The organism is Kitasatospora sp. NPDC052896 (assembly GCF_044547075.1).
Taxonomy (GTDB): Bacteria; Actinomycetota; Actinomycetes; order Streptomycetales; family Streptomycetaceae; genus Kitasatospora.
The window spans coordinates 347564-367917 of record NZ_JBITZU010000002.1 but is presented as its reverse complement, the minus strand read 5'-3'; the positions used below and the strand labels follow the sequence as shown (position 1 = coordinate 367917).

Sequence of the window (20354 nt, the reverse complement as noted above, 5' to 3'; positions counted from 1 at the left end):
GATACGAACGATCCGTCCGTCTTCGGTGTTCTGGCCGATCACGGGCGGATCTTCATGACATCGCACCGCAGTTGACCCGGCGGTGGCCCAACTCGCGCCCGGGCGAAGGATGTGAGCTTCGCCACGCAACCGGGAATTGCGCTGGCGCGTCCGCTTGCGGCATGGTGTGGGTTCTGTCAGGCCCCGCGTACGGACCGGCTGTTGGCTGACAACTGAATATCGCAGGACCGTACGCCGCCCGATTTCCTCGTCCGCACCGGCCTCGCCGGAGCGGGCACCGGGCCAGTGCCTCCCGTGACCAGCACAGGTGGAGGCCAGCGACCAGGGGCATGTTGCGCCCGCACGGTCACGCGTGGGCGACGCTGGAAGGAAACCATGTGACTCGGATCTCGGTCCGGGGAGTCGCTGTGGCCTCCGCCACCGCCGTCACCGCCGTCGGTGCCGTGGTGGGCGTGGCCTCGGGCAGCGAGGGCGCGACCCCCCAGGCGGTCGACGTCGCGGGCGCCAGCCTGCTCGCCGACGTTCCCTCAGCCGCCCAGGCGCAGACCATCAGCGACAACTTCACCGCCCAGGCCACCGCGCAGCAGGTGGCGGCCGACGCGGCGGCCACCAAGGCCGCCCAGGAGGCCGCTCGGGTGCAGGCGGCAGCCGACGCGCAGGCGAAGGCCGACGCGGACAAGGCCGCCGCACAGGCCCAGGCGCAGGCCCAGGCCGCCGCTGCCGCACAGGCCCAGGCGCAGGCCCAGGCCGCCGCCGCGGCCAAGGCCAAGTCCGCGATGTCCGCCACGGACGACTCCGCCTCCTCCGACTCGGCCCCGACGATCTCGGTCAGCCCGGGCTCGGTCCAGGCCATCGCGCAGCAGATGATCGGCGACAGCACCCAGTTCCAGTGCTTCAGCAACATCGTCACGCGCGAGAGCGGTTGGAACTACCAGGCGACCAACGCCGGCTCCGGCGCCTACGGTCTGGTCCAGGCACTGCCCGGCTCCAAGATGGCCTCGGCCGGCGCGGACTGGCGGACCAACCCCGCCACCCAGATCAAGTGGGGGCTCGGCTACATGAACAGCCGTTACGGCAGCCCCTGCGACGCCTGGTCGTTCTGGCAGGCGCACAGCTGGTACTAGGTCCGGCCGACCGGCCTAGAAATCGTCATACCGTGCCAGCCCCCGGCCCTCAGGTCGGGGGCCACGCGGTTTTGGGGCCCGCTGCCATGATCGGCCCCGGGTCCGGGTAGCGTCATCCCCGGGCGCCCTGCCTGGGTGACCAGGATGGCGATCGGGAGGACGGCCGGGATGGCACGCGGTGAGCGGGGACTCAAGGCGATCAGAGCCTTGGCCGCGGGGACCTCGTCGATAGCGGCCCGGGCCGCCGCCGGGCTGGAGGAGCGCCGACGCGCCGCCATCGTGGCCGAGCCCGTACCACCGGAGCCGGTCCCAGCGCCGCGGGCCGCCGCCCCCGCCGGCTACCAGTCGCCGCCGGTCCGCGACTCGCACCTCGGTCGGCCCGCCAAGCCGGCCGACGCGGTGCCGTGGGGCCTGCGGGTCGCCGCCGAGTCGGCCTGGCGACTGCTGCTGCTCGGCGCCGCGCTCTACGTGATCTTCGACGTGGTCGACATGTTGCGGCTGGTCGCCTTCGCGGTGCTGGCCGGCCTGCTGATCTCGGCGCTGCTCGAACCCACCGTCTCCTGGCTGCGCCGGCACGGGGTGCCGCGCTCGCTCGCCGCGGCCGGCACCTTCCTGGCCGGGCTGGCCGGGATCGGGCTGGTCGGCTGGTTCGTGGTCTGGCAGGTGACCACCAACATCTCGGCGGTCTCCGCGCGGGCCCAGACGGGTGTCGAGACCCTGCACAACTGGCTGGTCAAGGGCCCGATGCACGTGACGCCCCAGCAGATCACCCAGTTCACCCACCAGATCCAGACCGCGATCGGCAACAACTCGCAGCAGATCACCTCGCTCGGCTTCACCGGGGTGAGCATCGCCATCGAGGTGCTGACCGGGGTGCTGCTCACCATCTTCACCACCTTCTTCCTGCTCTACGACGGCGCGCGGATCTGGAACTGGGCGCTGCGCGGGCTGCCCCGGCAGTCCCGCTACGCGATGGCCGGCGCCGGGCCGAAGGCCTGGGCGACGCTCACCGCGTACGTCCGGGGCACGGTCTTCGTCGCCTTCATCGACGCGCTCTGCATCGGGATCGGGATCCAGCTGCTCGGCGTGCCACTGGCCATGCCGCTGGCGGTGATCATCTTCCTCGGGGCGTTCGTCCCGCTGGTCGGGGCGCTGGTCACCGGCACGCTGGCGGTGCTGATCGCGTTGGTGACCAAGGACGTGTACACCGCCGGGATGGTGCTGGTGGTGCTGGTGGCGGTCCAGCAGATCGAGGGACACCTGCTGCAGCCGCTGATCCTGGGCCGGGCGGTCCGGGTGCACCCGCTGGGCGTGGTGCTCGGCGTCGCGTCCGGGTCGATCATCGGCGGGATCGGCGGGGCGATCGTGGCGGTGCCGCTGATCGCGGTGACCAACACGGTGGTCGGCTACCTGCGGCAGCGCAACGCGGCCGGGCACGAGGTGTTCGTCGCGCTGGAGGCGGCCCAGGAGGCGGCTCAGGGGGCCGCCCAGGAGGCGGCGGTTCTGCACGAGCACTCCCCGGAGGCCCCCGCCGACTCCTAAAGTGGCGTCATGTATGTCACCAGGCTGGGCATCTCGGGCATCCGTGGTTTCACACCGGCCCGCGAGGTACGGCAGCTGGAGCTCCCGCAGGCCGGCTGGACGGTACTGGCCGGGCGGAACGGCTCCGGCAAGACCACGCTGCTGCGCGCGCTGGCGCTGGCGCTCGGCGGCCCGGCGGTGGCCCGCAGCCTGGTCAGCGACTTCTCCGGGTGGATCACGGCGGGGGAGAGCACCGGCTGGGTGCAGGCCTTCGTCCGGCCGGACTGGACGGTGGACCGGCTGGCGGGCAGCGGCAAGGCGCCCAAGTACGACCTGCGGCTCGGGCTGGAGTGGCGGCTGCCGGCGCCGGGGACCGCACCGGGCGGCTACGGCCTGCCCGGGTTCGCGCCGTTCGGCCCGGGCCCGCGCCCGGAGCTGACCGCCTTCGGCTCGACCAACCCCGAGCGCGGGCCCTGGGCGGAGAACCCGCGCGGCTGGTTCTTCGCCGGCTACGGCCCGTTCCGCCGGCTGCTCGGCGGTTTCGGGGAGAGCCAGCGGCTGATGCTCTCGGCCGGTCCGGTCGGCCGGCTGGCCACCCTGTTCCACGAGGAGGCCTCGCTCGCCGAGGGCGTCTCCTGGCTGGTCGACCAGCACGTCCGCCGCCTGGAGGGCCGCCCCGGCGCGCAGGAGGCGCTGGACGTGGTGGCCGCGCTGCTCTCGGATGGCCTGCTGCCGGACGGCTTCGCGGTCTCCCGCGTGGACTCGGACGGGCTCTGGGTCCGCCGGGCCGGGCGGGGCGCCGAGGACCAGCAGGTCGGCGGGCCCGACTTCCCACTCCGGGAGATGAGCGACGGCTACCGCACGGTGGCGGCGCTGGTGCTCGACCTGGTCCGGCAGTTCCAGTCCGCCTACGGCAGCCTGCCGTTGGACGGGTCGGGCGCGATCACGCTGCCCGGCGTGGTGCTGATCGACGAGGTCGACGCCCACCTGCACGTCAGCTGGCAGCAGCGGATCGGCCCGTGGCTGAAGGCGCACTTCCCCCGCGTGCAGTTCATCGTCTCCACCCACAGCCCGTACATCTGCCAGGCCGCCGACCCGGGCGGGCTGATCCGGATAGCGGGGGCGGACGAGGACTTCCCGCCGCAGCCGGTCGGCGAGGAGCTGCACCGCCGGATCGTCTACGGCAGCGGCGACGACGCGGTGCTCTCCGAGCTGTTCGGCCTGGAGTCGCCCTACTCGGAGCAGGCCGAGGACGCCCGGCGGCGGCTCGGCGACATCGAGGGGCGGGTGCTGGCCGGCGACTCCAGCGACGAGGAGCTGGCCGAGTACCAGGAGCTGAGCGAGAAGCTGATGAGTTCGCTCTCCGCCCGGGTGGACGAGGTCTCGGCCCGGCTCGGGCGGCGCGGGTGATCCCGCTCCAGCGCGGGGAGCTGCCCGAGGAGCTGGCCGCCCGGCTGGTCGCCCGGACCGAGCGGCTGGCCGACCGGGGCGGCGGGGCGCGCGAGCTGTGGCGCGACAGCCGGACCGTGCGCCGGGAGCTGAGCGTGCACCTGGTCGCGATGGCCTCCGGGCTGTCCCGCTGCATGTACTGCGGGGACAGCGAGGGCACCAGCATCGACCACTTCCAGCCGATCGCGATGGCGCCGATGCGCGCCTTCGACTGGCTGAACCACCTCTGGGCCTGCGCGTTCTGCAACAGCAACCAGAAGCGCGACCTCTACCCGACCGACCGGCACGGCGAGCCGCTCCTGATCGACCCGACCGCCGACGAGCCCGCCGAGCACCTGGACCTGGTGCTGGCCACCGGCGCCTACCGCCCGCGCTCGCCCAAGGGCCGCGAGACGATCCAGATCTTCGGGCTGGACCGCCCGGTGCTGGAGCGCGGCCGGGCCCAGGCGTACGTCCGCTGCCGCTCGATGCTGCGCGACCTGGCCCACCTGGACGCGCTGGACGAACAGGCCGAGGCGGCCGCGGTCGCCCACGCGCTGGCCGTGCAGCCGTTCGCCGACGTCCTCTACGCGATGCTGCGGCTGTGCGGGGCGCCGCGGGCGACGCTGGTCTTCGGGCCGGAGGCGGTGGCCGGGCTGGAGCTGCTGGCACGCCGAAGCCCCCGCTCCGGGGAGCGGGGGCTTCGGACCGAGCCGGGTCAGGTCAGACCAGCTGGGCCTCGGCGTCCAGCACGGACGCCACGGCCTGGATCACCGCAGCGATCTTGAACGCGGCCTGGATCGTCTCACGCGAGACGCCGGCCTTGCTCAGCACCTGCTCGTGCGAGTCGAGGCACATGCCGCAGCCGTTGATCGCGGAGACCGCCAGCGACCAGAGCTCGAAGTCGAGCTTCTCCACGCCGGGCGCGGCGATGAAGTTCATCCGCAGTCCGGCCCGCAGGTTGCCGTACTCCTTGTCGGAGAGCAGGTGCACCGTGCGGTAGTAGACGTTGTTCATCGCCATGATGGCGGCGGCGCCCTTGGCCGCGTTGTACGCCTGCTCGGAGAGGATCTCCTTGGCCTGCGGCTCCAGCTCGCTCAGCACGGCCTTGCTGCCGGTGGCCATCGCGCAGGAGAGCACGGTGCCCCAGAGCTGCTGCTCGGGCAGCGTCGAGTTGCCGATCAGGGCGCTCAGGTTGAGCTTGAGGTCCTTGGCGTACTCGGGGAGCGCGGCCTTCAGTTCGTCGAGCGCCATGGTCAGCCGGCCAGCAGGGCGGCGGCGTCCAGGGTGTCCTCGCCCTTGCTCCAGTTGCACGGGCAGAGCTCGTCGGTCTGCAGGGCGTCCAGCACCCGCAGGACCTCCTGCGGGTTGCGGCCGACCGAGCCGGCGGTGACCATGACGAACTGGATCTCGTTGTTCGGGTCCACGATGAAGACGGCGCGCTGGGCGGTGCCGTCCTCGGCCTGGACGCCGCAGGCCTGCATCAGCTCGTGCTTGATGTCGGCCAGCATCGGGAAGGGCAGGTCACGCAGGTCGGCGTGGTTCTTGCGCCAGGCGTGGTGGACGAACTCGGAGTCGCCGGAGACGCCCAGGACCTGCGCGTCGCGGTCCGCGAACTCCTCGTTCAGCTTGCCGAACGCGGCGATCTCGGTCGGGCAGACGAAGGTGAAGTCCTTCGGCCAGAAGAAGACGATCTTCCACTTGCCCTCGTAGGACTTGTGGTTGATGTCGGCGAAGGCGTTCGCGGCGTCGAGGTCCACGCAGGCCTTGAGGTCGAACTCGGGGAACTTGTCACCGATCGTGAGCACGTTCGCTTCTCCTGGTTTGGATGCTGAGGGGAGTGAGCCCGGGCGCCTGTGGTTCGACGGCCGGAACGTGATCAACCGTGCCATGACGCACACTGATCAGGGAAATAGCTAGACTCGTTCTCTCTGATCGGAGAGAGCTATCAGTACCCAGCACCCCAAGCCCCGCACCCCCAGCGTTGCCCAGCTCCGGGCCTTCCTGGCGGTGACCGAACACCTGCACTTCAGGGAGGCCGCGGCGGCCATCGGCACCAGCCAGCCGGCGCTCTCCGGCGCGGTCGCCGCGCTGGAGGAGTCGCTCGGCGCGCAGCTCGTCGAGCGTACGACGCGCAAGGTCATCATCACCCCCCTGGGGGAGCGCGTGGCCGGGCACGCCCGCCGGGTGCTGGCCGCGCTGACCGAGCTGACCGAGGAGGTCGAGGCGGCCCGCCGCCCGTTCACCGGCCCGCTGCACCTCGGGGTGATCCCCACCGTCGCGCCCTACCTGTTGCCCACGGTGCTGCGGCTGGTCCGGGACAGCTACCCCGAGCTCGAGCTCCACGTGCACGAGGAGCGTACCGCCGCGCTGCTGGACGGCCTGGCGGCCGGCCGGCTCGACCTGCTGCTGCTCGCGCTGCCCGGCGGAGGCTCGCCGCCGACCCGCGACATCCCGCTGTTCGACGAGGACTTCGTGCTGGTCACCCCGCCCGAGCACGAGCTGGCCGGGCGCACCGACGTCCCCCGGGACGTGCTGCTCGACCTGGACGTGCTGCTGCTGGAGGAGGGTCACTGCCTGCGCGACCAGGCGCTGGACCTCTGCCGCGAGGTCGGCGCCGAGGCGGGCGGCACCACCCGGGCGGCCGGCCTCGGCACCCTGGTGCAGCTGGTGGCGGGCGGCCTCGGGGTCACCCTGCTGCCGGCCACCGCGCTGGAGGTGGAGGCCGGGCGCACCGAGCGGCTGGCCGCGGTGCGGTTCGCCCAGCCCGCGCCGGGGCGGCGGATCGGCCTGGCCACCCGGCCCGGCTCGGCCCGCGCCGCCGAGTACGACCGGTTCGCCGAGTCGCTGCGGGCGGTGCTCGCGGACCTGCCGGTGCGGCTGGTCCACTGAGCCGGGTTCAGGGCAGCCGCTGCTCGAACCAGACCACCTTGCCGCCGCCGAGCCGGGTGGCACCCCAGCGCTCGGCGATCCGGGCGACCAGGTGCAGACCCCGACCCCGCTCGTCCTGTGGCCCGGCCTGCCGGCGCCGGGGCAGCTGCGGGCTGTCGTCGCCCACCTCGCAGCGCAGCAGCGAGGTGCGCACCAGCCGCAGCGTGACCGGCCGGGTGGCGTGCTGGATCGCGTTGGTGACCAGCTCGCTGACCATCAGCTCGGCGCTCTCGGCCAGCGGCTCCAGCCCCCACCGGCGCAGCGCGTGGCCGGCCAGCCGGCGGGCCCGGCCCGGGGTCTCGTGCCGCGGCTGCAGGTACCAGAAGGCGACGTCCTCGGCCGGGATCCCGTCGAAGGCCGCGGCCAGCAGCGCGATGTCGTCGGCCCGGTCGCCCGGTGGCAGGATCCGCAGTGCCTCGTGGCAGAGCTGCTCGGGCGAGTGCTGGTGGGCGTCGGTCAGCCGGGCCCGCAGCCGCTCCAGCCCGTCGGTGATCGGCCGGCGCCGGGACTCCACCAGGCCGTCGGTGAAGAGCAGCAGGGCCGAGCCGGGCGGTGCGGGCAGCTCGGTGGAGCAGAAGTCGACCCCGCCGACGCCGATCGGCGCGCCGGCCGGGAGGTCGAGCAGCTCGGCCCGGCCGTCCGGGTGCACCAGCGCGGGTGGCATGTGGCCCGCGTTGGCGACCACGATCCGGTTGGCGATCGGGTCGTAGACCGCGTAGACGCAGGTGGCCAGGTGCTGCTCGCGGCCGAGCCGTTGGGCCTGCTCGTCCAGGTGGTAGAGCACCTCGTGCGGTGGCAGGTCGAGTGCGGCCAGGGTCTGCGCACTGGTCCGCAGCTGGCCCATCACCGCCGCCGAGGTCAGCGAGTGGCCCATCACGTCGCCGACGATCAGCGCCATCCGGTTGCCGGGCAGCGGGACGGCGTCGTACCAGTCGCCGCCGACCTGGGCGTCGCTCTCGCCCGGGAGGTAGCGGTGGGCCAGCCGGACGCCGTACTGCTGCGGCAGGCGGGCGGGCAGCATGCTGCGCTGCAGCCGGTCGGCGATCTCCGACTCCCGGGTGTAGCGCAGCGCGGTGTCCAGCGCGAGGCCGGCCACGGTGGCGAGCTGGGCCGCGGTGTGGCTGTCGGCGCTGTCGAAGTGGGCGGGGACCCCCGCGTCGCGCTGGGGGCGGCGGACCAGCACCAGCAGCCCGAGCACCGCGCCGCGCCCGTGCAGCGGCAGTGCGAGCAGCGCGGTGCCGGGGGCCAGCGCGCGCAGCGCCCGGGGGCCGTACAGCTCGGCGAAGAGCGGGCGCAGCCGCTCGCCGTCCGGGTCGCCCAGCACCAGCGGCCCGACCGGGGCCTGCTGACGCAGCGTCGCGGCCAGCGCCCCGCCCGGCGCGGCGGTCACCGTCGGACGGCCGCGGCCCAGTCTGGTCCCCTCGGCCCGGTGCAGCCGCAGTGCGCCGGGTGGGCGGCTGCGGTCCCGCCCGCCCGCCGGGGCCGGCTCGCGCAGGTGGACCAGGGCGGCGTCGGCCAGTGCCGGGACCAGCACCCGGACCAGGCCGCGGACCGGGCCGGCCGGGTCCAGGCTGCCGTTGATCAGCCGGGTGGCGTCGTTGAGGTAGGCCATCCGCTCGTCCAGGGCCCGGCGGACCCGGAGGTTGAGCGGGACGGCCGGCGGGCCCGGTCGCCGGGGTGGCGGGCGGCGCCGGGGCGGGACGGCGGGCGGGCGGCCGGCCTGGGGGATCGGATGGTCGCGCACGGCTGCCTGTTCTTACCGGTCGTGGGGGCGGGAGGGGCCGGGCAGCGGCCCGGTGGCGGCGGGGCGGCGGCTCGGATCGCCGGTGCCGTGGTCGGCTTTCGGCACCTGGGCCGTCCGGCCCGGAGCCACGCCCGGGGCGGGCCCTGATATCTGTCCCGTCGTCACGATAGAGAGGCACCTTTCCCCTGGCCACCGGCCGCTGCCCACGACCGTGGTGTCCCGCTCGCCGCGTCCCGCGGTGTCCCGCGTCTCCTCACCCGCTCCGGTCCATACCACTGTCCGGATATCGATCGGCGTGTGCCGATCCGCCCCGCATCAGCCATCCGGCCTCTGAGAATATGCGTGATCAGAGCAGTGCGCAGTCGGTTTCCGGCCAACTCCTGGCTGATCGGATGAATATGCCCGGCAGATCGAAGCACGATGGGGTGGGCGAGGGGGGTGCGCGGCCCACCGCACGCCGCACGACCGGCCGACGGTCCCGCCGAGATCTCGTTTATTGAACGTCAATCGCCGGGTGTCAGAGTCTTCTCAGCGCCGGGGAAGCGCAGAGAGGTGCTCCCGCAGCCGGGGGGCTGCGGGGTCACCACTCTTCCGGGGGGAACAAGCGCTTTCCGCAACACGGGGGAGCCGGAGGCCGACGGGGGGCCTCCGGGTGGGTGGGTCCGGGAGTCACGGGGGCTCCCGGCACCACCGATACCGGGAGCCACGGGGGATCCCGGCATCACGGCGCGGGGGTGGTGGGAGGCTCGGTGTGCTGATCGTCGATGAGGTCCTGGACGTGCCGGGCCTCGGGCACACCGAGCCGTGTGAAGATGCCGAGGGCCGCGCGGAGCCGGTCCAGGCCGACCGTCCGGTCGCCGAGCCGGAGCAGCGCCTCGCCGGAGGCGGCCGCCACCAGGCCCTGCAGATAGGCGTTCTCCACCTCCTGGGCGATCGGCTCCGCCTCCGCGGCGGCCAGCGCGGCCTCGTCGGGCCGACCGGCCTTCAGCAGGCAGCCCGCCAGCCGGGCCAGTGAAAGGCCTTCGAAGAACGGGTTCTGCTGCTCCTGGTAGCGCTGGCGGGCCTCGCGCAGATGCACGGCGGCCTCCGCCGGCGAGCCCACCGTGCCCAGCACGATGCCGAGTTGGTAGAGGGAGTCGGTGATGCTGTGGGCGTTGCCGGAGATCCGCGCGGTGGCCAGCGCCTCCTGGGCCGAGTCGATCGCCAACTCGTACTGGCCCAGCGAGAGATGAGCCCGGGCCATGTTGCCCAGGATGCGCGCCTCGCTGCTCTTCGCGGCCAGGCTCTGGTAGATCTTCCGGGCCTGGGTGAAGATCGACAGGGCCTGGTCCGACCGGTTGGTGATGCTCAGCATGCTGCCCAGCGAGCTGGCCACGGTGGACCGCAGGATCGGCGTCTCGGTCGGGCTGAGCAGCTCCAGGCACTCCCGCAGCGAGGTCTCCGAGCCGGGGAAGTCGCCGGCCAGGTGCCGGGCCACGCCGACGGTGAAACGCACCCGGGCGAGCGCCTGGTCGTCGCCCCGCGCCACCGCGCCGCGCTCGGCGGCCTCCAGGATCCGCTGGATCCGGTCACCGTGCAGCCGCTCCTCGACCAGTGAGCGGAGCGTGATCAGCACGTCGATACCGCGACGCATCAGCTCCGCGGAGTCGGTGCCGGCGCCGGTCCGCTCGATGGTGGCCAGCAGCAGCGGGAACTCGGTCCGCAGCCAGCCGCGGGCCGAGGCGGTGCTCTCGAAGCGGATCCCGGGGTGTTCGGGGTGGTGCAGGGCCTCGGGCAGCAGGTCGTCCGGCTCCAGGGTCTGCGCGGCGTTGCGCAGGGTGGCGAGCAGCAGGTCGAGCAGCCGCAGCAGCCCGGCCTGCTCGTCCTCCTGAGCATGCGTCTTCTCGGCCTGCTTGCGCGCGAAGAGTCGCAGCAGGTCGTGGTAGCGGTAGCGGCCGGGGCTGAAGCACTCCAGCATGTTGGCCTCGACCAGCGCCTCGGCCAGTTCCTCGGCGCGCTCCTCGGAGCTGCCGAGCAGCGCGGCCACCGCGGGCAGCGGCAGGTCGGGGCTGTCCACCGAGGTCAGCAGCCGGAACGCGCGGGCCTCCTCGGGCTGCAGCTGGCCGTAGCCGAGTCCGAGGGTGGTCTCCACCGCCAGGTTGCCCAGCTGCAGCTCGTCCAGCCGGCGCCGCTGGTCCGCTAACCGCCGGGCCAGGTCCGAGACGCTCCAGCGCGGCCGGCTGGCCAGCCGGGCCGCGGCGATCCGGACCGCCAGCGGCAGGAATCCGCAGGCCTTCACCACGGCCAGGGCGGCCTCCGGCTCGGCCTCGATCCGGCGCCGGCCGACGATCGCCGCGAAGAGTTCGAGCGCCTCCTCGGGGGTCAGCTCCTCGACGTCCACCAGGTGCGCGCCGGGTAGCCCGGCCAGCCGGGAGCGGCTGGTCGCCAGCACCGCGCAGCCGGCCACGCCGGGAATCAGCGGGGCGACCTGCTCGACGTCGTGCGCGTTGTCCAGCATGATCAGCATCCGGCGCTCGGCCAGCAGCGAGCGGTAGAGCGCGACCCGCTGCTCGAACGACTCCGGGGGCTCGCCGGAACCCAGCGCGTAGAGGAAGTCGCCGAGCACCACCGCGGGGTCGGCCGGAGTGGCACCGGCCCCGCGCAGGTCCACGTAGAGCTGCCCGTCCGGGAACTCGGCGCGGACGCTGTGTGCCACGTGCACCGCGAGGGTGGTCTTGCCGACGCCGCCGATGCCGGCCAGCGAGGTGACCACCACGGCCTGCCCGGAGGCGCGTTGCAGGACCGCCCGCAGCTCGCCGACCAGTTCGGTGCGGCCGCTGAAGTCCGATACGTCGGCCGGGAGTTGGGCCGGAGGGGTGGGCGGCGCGACTGCTCCGCTCTCGGTCGCCGGCAGGGACGGCTCCGGCGGGGCGTACATCAGTGTCGGGTCGGCGGAGAGGATCCGCGAGTGCATGGCGGCGAGGCTGGCGCCGGGCTCCACGCCGAGGTCGTTGATCAGCAGCTTCCGGGTGGCCGCGTAGACACTGAGCGCCTCGGCCTGGCGGCCGCTGCGGTAGAGCGCGAGCATCAGCAGCTCGCGCAGCCGCTCGCGCAGCGGGTGTTCGGTGGCGAGCGAGTTCAACTCGGCGGCGACCTCGGCGTGCAGGCCGGTGTCGAGCGCCGTCGCGAAGCGCTCCTCCAGCGCCGCCACCCGGCGCTCGCCGAGCCGCAGCCGCTGCGCGTCCGCGTACGGTCCGGGGATCCCGGCCAGTGGCTGACCGCTCCACAGGGTGAGCGCGGAGAGCAGCAGTCGGTGCGCGGCCACCGGGTCGCCGTTCTGCCGGGCCTTGGCCGCCTCGGCGACCTGGGCGTCGAAGGCCGCCAGGTCGAGGGCGTCCGCGGACACGCGTAGCGCGTAGCCGTCCCGGACCGAGACCAGCAGCTCAGCGGGCTTGCGGACCTCGCGGCCCGGCTCGATGACCGAGCGCAGCCGGGAGACGTAGGTGCGCAGCGCGGCGACCGCCTGCGGCGGCGGCCGGTCGCCCCACAGATCGTCCACCAACTCCTGGGTGGTGACCGGCCGTCCGCGGCGCAGCAGCAGCGAGGTCAGCACCGCCTGCTGCTGCGGGGATCCGAGGGCCAGCGCCTGCTCACCGCGCCAGGCCTGGACCGGACCGAGCACCTGGAAGCGCAGCACATCGCTGTGCGGCGTTACCTGAAGCTCCATGAGATCCCCCGAGGGTGGCGGTAATTCACCTGCAAAGTATGGCCCTCCCCGCTCAGTTGGACATCAGCGCAGCTGGGATGGGGTGCGGCCGACAGAGTGAGCATGGGGAGGGCTGTTTATAAGACATTTAACGATTCCTACAATACTGTCCTTCAGTCCGACTGGTCCCAGCCGGGCGGAGGCTGCGTCTCACGACTGGAAAGGCACCCGCAATGGCCGAAAACGAGAACTCGACTACTGCTTCCGAGGAGCCGGGAGCGTGGACGATCGCGGCCCCCGCGTCCGCGCAGGCCGTTGACCAGCAAGTGACGGACGCGGTGACGCAGGCCGTGACCGCCAATGGCACCGAGCAGCCCGCAGAGGAGGAGGCCGTGCCGACCGTGCCGGCCCAGGGGCAGCCGCTGCACGACGGGCCGACCCGGCCGCTCGGGCTGGTCAGCCCGACCCCTTGAGCCCCTGATGCGCCAAACCGAACGTCCCGCACCGGAGCCTCCGGCGCGGGACGTTCGGCATTCGCGCGCCGCTACTGCGCCGAGCGCACCGGAATGTTGGTGATCAGCGGAGCCGTGTCGGTGGCCTCGGTGAAGAAGTCGTTGCCCTTGTCGTCGACCACCACGAAGGCCGGGAAGTCCTCGACCTCGATCCGCCAGACCGCCTCCATGCCCAGCTCGGCGTACTCCAGCACCTCGACCTTCTTGATGCAGTCCTGGGCGAGTCGGGCGGCCGGGCCGCCGATCGAGCCGAGGTAGAAGCCGCCGTGCTTGGCGCAGGCGTCGGTGACCTGCTTGGAGCGGTTGCCCTTGGCGAGCATCACCATCGAGCCACCGGCGGCCTGGAACTGGTCGACGTAGGAGTCCATCCGGCCGGCCGTGGTCGGGCCGAACGAGCCGGAGGCGTAGCCCTCGGGGGTCTTGGCCGGGCCGGCGTAGTAGACCGGGTGGTCCTTGAGGTACTGCGGCATGCCCTCGCCCGCGTCCAGCCGCTCCTTGATCTTGGCGTGCGCGATGTCGCGGGCCACCACCAGGGTGCCGGTGAGCGACAGGCGGGTCTTCACCGGGTGCTTGGACAGCTCCGAACGGATCTGCGCCATCGGCTGGTTGAGGTCGATCCTGACCACCGCGTCGTCCAGGTGGGCGTCGGTGGTCTCCGGCAGGTACTTCGCCGGGTCGGTCTCCAACCGCTCCAGGAAGACGCCCTCGGCGGTGATCTTGCCGAGCGCCTGGCGGTCGGCCGAGCAGGAGACGGCCATCGCGACCGGCAGCGAGGCGCCGTGCCGCGGCAGCCGGATCACCCGCACGTCGTGGCAGAAGTACTTGCCGCCGAACTGGGCGCCGATGCCGATCTTCTGGGTCAGCTCGAAGACCTTGGCCTCCAGCTCCAGGTCGCGGAAGCCGTGGCCGGTGGCCGCGTCGCCGGAGGTCGGCAGCTGGTCGAGGTAGTGCGCGGAGGCGTACTTGGCGGTCTTCAGCGCGAACTCGGCGCTGGTGCCACCGACCACGATCGCCAGGTGGTACGGCGGGCAGGCGGCCGTGCCCAGCGAGCGGATCTTCTGCTCCAGGAAGGCCAGCATGCTCTTCTCGTTGAGAATCGCCTTGGTCTCCTGGTACAGGTACGACTTGTTGGCGCTGCCGCCGCCCTTGGCCATGAAGAGGAACTTGTACGCGTCGCCGTCGGTGGCGTACAGCTCGATCTGCGCCGGCAGGTTGGAGCCGGTGTTCTTCTCGTCCCACATGGTCAGCGGGGCCATCTGCGAGTAGCGCAGGTTGAGCTTGGTGTACGCGTCGAAGACACCGCGGGCGATCGCGGCCTCGTCGCCGCCCGAGGTCAGCACGGACTGGCCGCGCTTGCCCATCACGATCGCGGTGCCGGTGTCCTGGCACATCGGCAGCACGCCGCCGGCCGAGATGTTGACGTTCTTCAGCAGGTCCAGCGCCACGAAGCGGTCGTTCGGGCTGGCCTCCGGGTCGTCCAGGATCCGGCGCAGCTGGGCCAGGTGGGCCGGGCGCAGGTAGTGCGCGATGTCGTGCATCGCCTCGGCGGTGAGCAGCCGCAGCGCCTCCGGCTCGACCTGCAGGAAGCGCCGCCCGCCGGCCTCGAAGGTGCTGACGCCCTCGGAGGTCAGCTTGCGGTACGGGGTGGGGTCGGCCCCGAGCGGGAGGAGGTCGGAGTAGGCGAAGTCTGGCGTGGCTGCCATCGATGGTCCTTCACGGGGTGGAATCGGCTGCGTCGGCGAAGCGCCCTCCAGCGTAGAACGCCGGGGGGCGGGCCCGTGCGGGCAGGTGAGCCTGCGTGACGGGGCTCACTTCGTACCGGGAGAACACTCGTTCGTGACTTGCCGGACTGGCTAGGCTTGGGCCGTGGACAACACCCCGGCACAGGATCCGGCCAACCGCCAGCCCGTACCAATGAGCAAGCGCGCCGCGGAGCCGGTGGCTCCCGCCGAGCTGCGCGCCTCCGACGCCGACCGGGAACGGATCGTCGAGCTGCTGCGCGACGCCTTCGCCGAGGGTCGACTCAGTACCGAGGAACACGCCGAGCGGATCGACGCGGCCTACGCCGCCAAGACCCTGGGCGAGCTGGCCCCGCTCACCCGCGACCTGCCGAGCCACCCGTCGATGTCGACGGCTCACCCGGCCCCCGGGCCGTCCCCGGCCGGCCCGCCGCTGCCGGCGGCCCGGAACGAGAGCCCGACCGCGGTGGCGGTCTTCGGCGGGGTGACCCGCAAGGGGCGCTGGCGGGTCGGCTCGCACCTGAAGGTGGTGGCGGTCTTCGGCGGGGTGGAGCTGGACCTCAGCGACGCGGTCTTCGAGTCGCCCGAGGTGGTGATCGAGGTGAGCGCGGTCTTCGGCGGCGTGGAGATCAGGGTCCCGGAGAACGTGAGCCTCGTCGGCAGTGGCGCGGGGATCTTCGGCGGCTTCACGGTGCGTGAGCAGACGGCCGACGACCCGTACGCGCCGGTGGTCCGGGTCAAGGGTGCGGCCGTCTTCGGCGGCTGCGAGGCCAAGCCGCGCAAGGGCAAGAAGCTGACCGACTGGGTGCGCCGGCAGATCGGCGGCTGAGGGTCGGCCAGCCGGAGCCTCACGTTCCGTCAACTCGACCACCAGTGCTCGCGGTTGGGCGAGTGCAGACGGTGTCCGGGCGCCTACCGTGTGCATGAACCGGGATGGCGCGGGGTAGTTCCTCTCGCACATCGTTTCCTGAACGGCTGCGGTCGCACCACCGCGCGGGGCGCCCGCGTCGCGTAGCCGGGCAGTTGACGCGAGTCTTCCCCGAGCCTGTGTCTGGAGTCGCCGTGCTGCACCCGATCGAGCCCAGCACCACCGCTGTCGTCCGTATCGCCGCCGCCCCGCAGCGGCGGGAATCCGGGGGCGTCCGGCTCGACCAGCTGGAGGACAACCCCTGGCACACCGGCGCGGCCTGCCGCCGGGACGAGGCCGGGTTGTTCTTCGCGCCGTCCAAGGAGCCCACCGCGGCCCGGCTGGCCCGGGAGGAGCAGGCCAAGCAGGTCTGCGCCCGCTGTCCGGTGCTGCTGGAGTGCCGCGAGCACGCGCTGGCCCAGCCGGAGCCGTACGGGGTCTGGGGCGGGCTGACGGCGGCCGAGCGCCGGGTGGTGCTCTCCCGGCGCCGCCGTCGGGACGGCGAACTGCGCGAGGCGCCCCGGGTGGCCGACCGGCTGGCGGCCGAGCACGGCCGGATAGCGGGCTGAGCGCGGCTCCCGGGGTCCGCCCGGTCCGCCGCGCCCGGCCCGCCGGCCGGCGTCGTCAGTTCGCGCGGTCGAAGTCGATCGCGCTGTAGGCCCGCAGCTTGGACAGCTTGTGGGTGGAGTCGATCCGTCGGATCGTGCCGCTCTTCGAGCGCATCACCAGCGAGCTGGTGGTGGCGGTCTCCTGGCGGTAGTGCACGCCGCGCAGCAGCTCGCCGTCGGTGATGCCGGTGGCGACGAAGAACACGTTCTCGCCGCTGACCAGGTCGTCGGTGGTGAGCACCCGGTCCAGGTCGTGCCCGGCGTCCAGCGCCTTCTGCTTCTCGGCCTCGTCCTTGGGCCACAGCCGGCCCTGGATGACGCCGCCCATGCACTTCATCGCGCAGGCCGCGATGATGCCCTCGGGCGTGCCGCCGACACCCATCAGCAGGTCGACGCCGGTGCCCTCGCGGGCGGCCATGATCGCGCCGGCCACGTCGCCGTCCGAGATGAACTTGATCCGGGCGCCGGCCTCGCGGATCTCGCGGACCAGGCCGTCGTGGCGCGGGCGGTCCAGGACCACCACGGTGACGTCCTCGACGGCGCTGCCCTTGGCCTTGGCGACCCGGCGGATGTTGACCGCCGCGGGCGCGGTGATGTCGACGAAGTCGGCGGCCTCGGGGCCGGCCACCAGCTTGTCCATGTAGAAGACGGCGCTCGGGTCGAACATGGTGCCGCGGTCGGCGACCGCCAGGACGGCGACGGCGTTGTTCATGCCCTTGGCGGTCAGCGTGGTGCCGTCCACCGGGTCCACCGCGACGTCGCACTCGGCGCCGGTGCCGTCGCCGACCCGCTCGCCGTTGTAGAGCATCGGGGCCTCGTCCTTCTCGCCCTCGCCGATGACGACAACGCCGTTCATCGAGACGGTGGAGACGAGGGCCCGCATGGCCTTCACGGCCGCGCCGTCGGCGCCGTTCTTGTCGCCACGGCCGACCCAGCGGCCGGCCGCCATGGCCGCTGCCTCGGTCACCCGGACGAGTTCCAGGGCGAGGTTCCGGTCGGGCGCCTCGGGGGCGACCTCCAGGGCTCGCGGGAGATGGGAGGGATACTGCGCGGTCATCGTCGATACCTCTCTGTACGCGACGGCCAGTGAGCGATCGACTACTGTCTGGTCGAGCGCTGCGATGAGGGTCATCCGATCGTATCGGTGTACGGGATGACTGTCTGTGCCGCAGGTCCCGCTCGCCAGTGGTTCTGTGCCGGTTTGGGGCGGTTCCCCCCTTGGTGACCACCCCGGGTGCCGGGTCGTGGGGCGCGATGGGTCACCATGTGGGGGTGGCAGGCAAAGGTGGCATGAGAGGCCGGCAGACCGTACGGGACATGATCCTGTCGATGCTCGCCGTCGGTGGTGTGGCCCTGGTGGCGTATCTGTTCATCCCGCACTCGGCGAGTGATCCGGTGCGGGTCGTGGACTACAGCTCGTCGTACAGCTCGGCGAAGCGCGCCGCGCCCTACCCGCTGCTGGCCCCGCAGGGGCTGCCGGCCGGCTGGCGGGCCACCTCGGTGCAGTACACGCCGCCGGCCGGGAACAGCGGCATCGCCACCTGGCACCTGGGCTTCGTCACCCCGGAGGGCAAGTACGCGGCTCTCGAGCAGAGCGACGCGGCCAAGGACGACGTGCTGGCCGCCGTGGTGCCCGGCTACCAGCCGGACGGCAGCGCGAGCGTGGACGGCAAGCAGTGGGAGCGCTACCAGGGCGACTCCTACCGCGGCCTGACCGAGCCGACCGGCACGGCCACCACGGTGGTCACCGGTAGTGCCTCCTACGACGAGCTGGCCCAGCTGGCCGCCGCGCTGCACTGATCCGCCGACACGCCGATGGCGGGGACCCCGGTGGGGTCCCCGCCATCGTGGTGTGCGGGCCGGCTCAGACGGTGGTGACGACCTCGTCGTAGGCCAGTCGCGGCGAGCGCGGGTACCAGGCGTCCGCGCCCGGCTTGCCGATGTTCACCACGGCCAGCACCGAGTGCTCGCCGTCGCCGAAGAACTCCTTGTTGATGCCCTCGGCGTTGAAGCCGGTCATCGGGCCGGCGGCCAGGCCGGCGGCGCGCACGCCGATGATGAAGTAGCCGACCTGCAGCGAGCCGTTGAAGCGCGCCGAGCCCTCGCGGGCCGAGCGCTCCGAGAAGAAGACGTCCTTGGCGGCCGGGAAGGCCGGGAACTGGGTCGGCAGCTCCTCGTGGAACTCGTTGTCGGCGGCCAGGATGGCGACCAGCGGGGCGGTGCTGGTCTTGGCCTTGTTGCCGTCCGACATCTGGGCCACCAGGCGCTCGCGGGCCTCGGCGGAGCGGACCAGGACGACGCGCAGCGGCTGCTGGTTGAACGCGGTCGGCGCGTACTTGACCAGGTCGTATATGGCCTGGAGCTGCTCGTCGGTGACCGGCTCGTCGGTGAAGGTGTTGGCGGTCCGGGCATCGCGGAAGAGCAGGTCCTGGGCCGCGGTGTCGAGGACGAGCGCGTCGTTGGCGGTGGTCATGGGTGCTACACCTCAGTGCTGTCGGGAAGGGCGGCCGGGGTGCCGCTCGTTACCTGACAACATAGGTGAATTTTCAACTGTTCCTCAAGGTGAGGTGAGCCGCGTCACAGTCGTGGGGGTCTAGTCGCGCTGGTCGCCGTCGGTCGCGGTCCGCTCGGCCTGTTCGGCCTGTTCGGCGGCCAGCGCCGCGTCCAGCCGGGCCCGCGCGCCGTCCAGCCGGCGCTGGCAGACCTTGGCCAGCCGCTCGCCGCGCTCCCACAGCGCGAGCGACTCCTCCAGCGTGATGCCGCCGGTCTCCAGCCGCCGGACCACGTCCAGCAGCGCGTCCCGGGCCTGCTCGTAGCCCAGCGCGTCGTCCGCCGCCTGGTCGGTCGCGGCGCTGGTGGTGGGGTGCTGCCCGTCCTCGTCTGCCATGCCGCCAGCCTACGGGCCGGGGCCGACAGCGCCGGGTGGTTCGCCGCGCCGCCAGGGCCCGCCCTAGTCCTCCGCCGTCACCGTCAGCGAGCCGCTGGCGACCCGGGCGCGCAGCCGCTCGCCGGCGGCCACCTGCGCCGGATCGGTCACCACCGCGCCGTCCGCGCGCTGCAGCACGGCGTAGCCGCGCTCCAGCGTGGCGGCGGGGGAGAGCGCCACCACCCGGGCCAGGGTGTGCCCGAGGTCGGACTCGGCCCGGTCCAGCTGGTGCCCCAGGCACCGTCGCGAGCGCGCCGTCAGCGCCGTCAGCTCCTGCTCCCGCTCGGCCAGCAGCCGCTCGGGCGCGGCCAGCACCGGCCGGCTGCGCACTCCCGCCAGACCGGCCCGCTCCCGCTCGACCAGCCCGACCACCGTCCGCCGGGCCCGGTCGCGCAGCTGGCGGACCCGGGCCGTCTCCTCCCCGACGTCCGGGACCACCCGCTTGGCCGCGTCGGTCGGGGTCGACGCCCGCAGGTCGGCCACCAGGTCCAGCAGCGGCTGGTCCGGCTCGTGCCCGATCGCGCTGACCACCGGCGTCCGGGCCGCGGCCACCGCGCGGCAGAGCGCCTCGTCCGAGAAGGGCAGCAGGTCCTCCACGCTGCCGCCGCCGCGGGCCACGATGATCACGTCCACCTCGGGGGCGGCGTCCAGCTCGCGGACCGCCGCGATCACCCGCTCCGCCGACTGGTTGCCCTGCACCGGCACGTTGCGCACCTCGAAGCGGACCGCCGGCCAGCGCCGCCGGGCGTTCTCCAGTACGTCCCGCTCGGCGGCCGAGGCCCGGCCGGTGACCAGCCCGACGCAGTGCGGCAGGAACGGCAGCGCGCGCTTGCGCTCGGCCGCGAACAGGCCCTCCTCGGCCAGCCGGCGCTTGAGCAGTTCCAGCCGGGCCAGCAGCTCGCCCAGCCCGACCAGCCGGATCTCGGTGGCCCGCAGCGAGAGCGTGCCGCGCGCGACGTACCACTCGGGCTTGGCGTGCACCAGCACCCGGGAGCCCTCGCGCAGCGTGTCGGCGAGCGGTTCCAGCACCGAGCGGAAGCAGGTGACGCTCAGTGAGACGTCGTGGTCCGGGTCGCGCAGGGTCAGGAACTGCATGCCGGGGCGCCGGCTCAGCTGGGTGATCTGGCCCTCCACCCACACCGCCCCCAGCCGGTCGATCCAGCCGCCGATCAGCGCGGAGACCTTGGCGACCGGGATCGGGGCTTCGGGGGAGCTCGGGTTGGCCATGC

18 protein-coding genes are annotated in these 20354 nt (G+C 73.0%); 9 read left to right on the top strand and 9 right to left on the bottom strand.

The genetic code is table 11. The annotated features are described in order from the left end of the window. Window positions 1-377: 377 nt before the first annotated feature. From ACIGXM_RS07760 to ACIGXM_RS07745, 4 genes are all read left to right on the top strand, one after another. Window positions 378-1124: a lytic transglycosylase domain-containing protein gene (locus ACIGXM_RS07760; protein WP_396557950.1), complete on the top strand. Its 747-nt coding sequence runs from the start codon at window positions 378-380 to the stop codon at window positions 1122-1124. A 168-nt stretch (window positions 1125-1292) separates the two neighbouring features. After that, window positions 1293-2666, top strand: coding sequence for an AI-2E family transporter (locus ACIGXM_RS07755; RefSeq protein ID WP_396557948.1), 1374 nt, complete (start codon window positions 1293-1295; stop codon window positions 2664-2666). A 9-nt stretch (window positions 2667-2675) separates the two neighbouring features. After that, complete coding sequence (locus tag ACIGXM_RS07750; protein WP_396557946.1) at window positions 2676-4055, top strand: AAA family ATPase; 1380 nt, start codon at window positions 2676-2678, stop codon at window positions 4053-4055. Further along, window positions 4052-4861, top strand: coding sequence for a hypothetical protein (locus ACIGXM_RS07745; protein WP_396557944.1), 810 nt, complete (start codon window positions 4052-4054; stop codon window positions 4859-4861). Before ACIGXM_RS07750 ends, ACIGXM_RS07745 begins: the two co-directional genes overlap by 4 nt. Here ACIGXM_RS07745 and ACIGXM_RS07740 read toward each other — a convergent pair. Beyond that, window positions 4797-5327 (bottom strand): carboxymuconolactone decarboxylase family protein, encoded by a 531-nt coding sequence (locus ACIGXM_RS07740; RefSeq protein ID WP_396557942.1) that lies wholly within the window; start codon window positions 5325-5327, stop codon window positions 4797-4799. The genes ACIGXM_RS07745 and ACIGXM_RS07740 overlap by 65 nt on opposite strands. Before the next feature lie 2 nt (window positions 5328-5329). Then, window positions 5330-5881, bottom strand: coding sequence for a peroxiredoxin (locus ACIGXM_RS07735; protein ID WP_396557940.1), 552 nt, complete (start codon window positions 5879-5881; stop codon window positions 5330-5332). 202 nt (window positions 5882-6083) lie between these two features. Here ACIGXM_RS07735 and ACIGXM_RS07730 point away from each other — a divergent pair, with 202 nt between their 5' ends. Then, the gene (locus ACIGXM_RS07730) at window positions 6084-6965 is read left to right on the top strand and encodes a LysR substrate-binding domain-containing protein (protein ID WP_396557938.1); all 882 of its coding nucleotides are present in this window, start codon (window positions 6084-6086) and stop codon (window positions 6963-6965) included. 7 nt (window positions 6966-6972) lie between these two features. Here the strand turns inward: ACIGXM_RS07730 and ACIGXM_RS07725 are convergent, their stop codons facing one another. Beyond that, entirely contained in the window at window positions 6973-8748 is a 1776-nt protein-coding gene (locus ACIGXM_RS07725) for a SpoIIE family protein phosphatase (protein ID WP_396557936.1), read from the bottom strand. A gap of 721 nt (window positions 8749-9469) precedes the next feature. Then, a complete protein-coding gene (locus tag ACIGXM_RS07720) occupies window positions 9470-12454 on the bottom strand; it encodes a BTAD domain-containing putative transcriptional regulator (RefSeq protein ID WP_396557934.1) in 2985 nt (994 codons plus the stop codon). 212 nt (window positions 12455-12666) lie between these two features. Here ACIGXM_RS07720 and ACIGXM_RS07715 point away from each other — a divergent pair, with 212 nt between their 5' ends. Continuing rightward, entirely contained in the window at window positions 12667-12906 is a 240-nt protein-coding gene (locus ACIGXM_RS07715; RefSeq protein ID WP_396557932.1) for a hypothetical protein, read from the top strand. A gap of 71 nt (window positions 12907-12977) precedes the next feature. Here the strand turns inward: ACIGXM_RS07715 and ACIGXM_RS07710 are convergent, their stop codons facing one another. After that, window positions 12978-14648: a fumarate hydratase gene (locus ACIGXM_RS07710; protein ID WP_396557930.1), complete on the bottom strand. Its 1671-nt coding sequence runs from the start codon at window positions 14646-14648 to the stop codon at window positions 12978-12980. Window positions 14649-14859: 211 nt separating this feature from the next. Between ACIGXM_RS07710 and ACIGXM_RS07705 the strand changes: the two genes are divergently transcribed. Further along, window positions 14860-15513 (top strand): DUF1707 domain-containing protein, encoded by a 654-nt coding sequence (locus ACIGXM_RS07705; RefSeq protein ID WP_396557928.1) that lies wholly within the window; start codon window positions 14860-14862, stop codon window positions 15511-15513. A gap of 233 nt (window positions 15514-15746) precedes the next feature. Then, entirely contained in the window at window positions 15747-16160 is a 414-nt protein-coding gene (locus ACIGXM_RS07700) for a WhiB family transcriptional regulator (protein WP_396557926.1), read from the top strand. Between the two features lie 55 nt (window positions 16161-16215). On the opposite strand, the gene glpX is transcribed toward ACIGXM_RS07700, so the two are convergent. After that, entirely contained in the window at window positions 16216-17256 is a 1041-nt protein-coding gene (gene glpX / locus ACIGXM_RS07695; protein ID WP_396557924.1) for a class II fructose-bisphosphatase, read from the bottom strand. A gap of 197 nt (window positions 17257-17453) precedes the next feature. Here glpX and ACIGXM_RS07690 point away from each other — a divergent pair, with 197 nt between their 5' ends. Beyond that, entirely contained in the window at window positions 17454-17999 is a 546-nt protein-coding gene (locus ACIGXM_RS07690) for a DUF4245 domain-containing protein (RefSeq protein WP_396557922.1), read from the top strand. Window positions 18000-18063: 64 nt separating this feature from the next. Here ACIGXM_RS07690 and ACIGXM_RS07685 read toward each other — a convergent pair whose 3' ends face one another. From ACIGXM_RS07685 to xseA, 3 genes are all read right to left on the bottom strand, one after another. Beyond that, window positions 18064-18672, bottom strand: coding sequence for a malonic semialdehyde reductase (locus ACIGXM_RS07685; protein WP_396557920.1), 609 nt, complete (start codon window positions 18670-18672; stop codon window positions 18064-18066). 120 nt (window positions 18673-18792) lie between these two features. Beyond that, complete coding sequence (locus ACIGXM_RS07680) at window positions 18793-19086, bottom strand: exodeoxyribonuclease VII small subunit (RefSeq protein WP_396557918.1); 294 nt, start codon at window positions 19084-19086, stop codon at window positions 18793-18795. Window positions 19087-19149: 63 nt separating this feature from the next. Further along, window positions 19150-20352, bottom strand: coding sequence for an exodeoxyribonuclease VII large subunit (gene xseA, locus ACIGXM_RS07675; protein WP_396557916.1), 1203 nt, complete (start codon window positions 20350-20352; stop codon window positions 19150-19152). Between the last annotated feature and the right edge of the window lie 2 nt (window positions 20353-20354).